This is a genomic window from Marisediminicola sp. UYEF4 (assembly GCF_040546025.1).
Classification (GTDB): Bacteria; Actinomycetota; Actinomycetes; order Actinomycetales; family Microbacteriaceae; genus Marisediminicola.
Genome location: NZ_JBEPNA010000039.1, coordinates 1 through 1,746, shown reverse-complemented (window position 1 = coordinate 1,746; position 1,746 = coordinate 1). Strand labels below are relative to the sequence as shown.

Below are 1,746 nucleotides of genomic sequence, written 5' to 3'. Positions count from 1 at the left end.
CTAGGTGCGTGGGTCAGAACTTTCTGGTTAACGCGCCGAGGTGAATCCGGTGGGCAGTGCGCGGCGCTGGGAGAATCGGTTCATGTTGGTGACTGCTGGCCCGGAGGGCTTGTTCGAGGTCGAGTCGGGTGAGGCGCGGGCGCCGGGATCGGGAGTGCCGGCGGGTGCGGCCAAGGCGTTTCGCGGGTATGACCAGGGGCAGAGCTTCCTGCTGCCACCGAGTCTGGATGACTGGCTGGACGACGATGACGAGGCCCGGTTCATCTCCGAGGTCGTTGAAGATCTTCTGGATCTGACGCCGATCTACGCGTCGTACGCGTCCGTCTCGGGTGCCCCGCCGTATGACCCGCGGATGATGCTGAAGCTGCTGCTGTTCGCGTACGCGACCGGGGTGACGTCTTCGCGTGAGTTGGAGCGGCGTTGCAAGCGCGACATTGCCTTCCGGTGGCTGTCGGGCAACCAGGCGCCGGATTACCGGTCCCTGGCCCGGTTCCGTCGCCGCCACCTGGACGCGCTGCCGGGGTTGTTCCTGCAGGTGCTGCGGGTGTGTGCGGAGGCGGGGCTGGTGCGGTTGGGGCGTGTCGCGTTGGATGGCACGAAGCTGGCAGCGAACGCGTCTCGGCATAAGGCGATGAGTTATGACCGGATCGTCCCGAAGATCGATCAGCTCCAAGCCGAGGTCGATGCGCTCCTCGCTGAGGCGGAGGCTGTCGATGAGGCCGAGGATCAGCAGTTCGGTGAGGACCGGCGCGGGGATGAGGTCGCCCCGGAGCTGGCCCGCCGTGAGGGGCGCCTGGCGAAACTGCGGGCGGCGAGGGACGCGATCGAGGCCGACGCTGCTGAGAAGGCAGAAGCCGCGGCGCGGAAGAAGGCCGAGGCCGCCGGTCAGTCCGCTGAGCAGGCCGACGCGGCCGTGGCGGCTGCGGTGGACAGGGCGGTGCCGAAGCCGAAAGCGCAACGCAATTTCACCGATCCCGAGGCGCGGATGATGAAGACCAACCGCGGGTTCGATTACGCGTTCAACGCTCAGGCCGTTGTCGATGAGGCCCACCAGATCGTGCTGACCGCCGAGGTCACCCAGCAGGCCACCGATATCCAGCAGTTCGTCCCGATGACCGAGCAGACCACCCGGAACCTCGCTGCGGCAGGGATCGATCGTTCCCCGGCCGCCGTCCTCGCTGACGCGGGATACTGCTCGGAAGACAACCTCGAAGCCGCCGAGGATCTCGATGCCCAGGTCCTGATCGCGACGGGACGGCAACGTCATGGCGAAAGTTTCCCTGCTACCGGCGTCGGAGACCCGGACCCGGAAGGTGTGAGTCGGCGGGAGAGGATGGCGCACGCGCTGCGCACCGAGCAGGGCCGCGCCGGCTACGCGCGCCGCAAAGCGATCGTTGAACCAGCGTTCGGGCAGATGAAGACCCGGCAAAACGCCGGACAGCTACGATTGCGCGGACTCGCTGGCGCGCAAGGCGAATGGCTGCTCCACACGATCTGCCACAACCTGCGCAAGCTCCACCGTGCCACAGCCGCCGCTCTGGCGCCCGCATAGCCCTCCCCAGGGGTCGTCCCAGGGGTCCCAGGCGGAGCAGGAAGCCGCCAACAGCTGCCCCGAGCCCACCGCGGTGCGATCCCGACCCCGACACGTCGAAAGAAGCCACCCGTTCTCCGGCCCACGATCGTCACCGCGCGACGCCAGAGCCAACGCCGCCCGCCACGTCACCCGATTCCGACCCGCGCACCTAG

At 67.9% G+C, this 1,746-nt stretch carries 1 protein-coding gene; it reads left to right on the top strand.

Features of this window, described 5'->3' with window-relative positions; all coding sequences use genetic code 11:
• Nucleotides 1–82 precede the first annotated feature (82 nt).
• Complete coding sequence (locus ABIB15_RS15260) at nt 83–1,552, top strand: IS1182 family transposase (protein ID WP_354480500.1); 1,470 nt, start codon at nt 83–85, stop codon at nt 1,550–1,552.
• Nucleotides 1,553–1,746 lie beyond the last annotated feature (194 nt).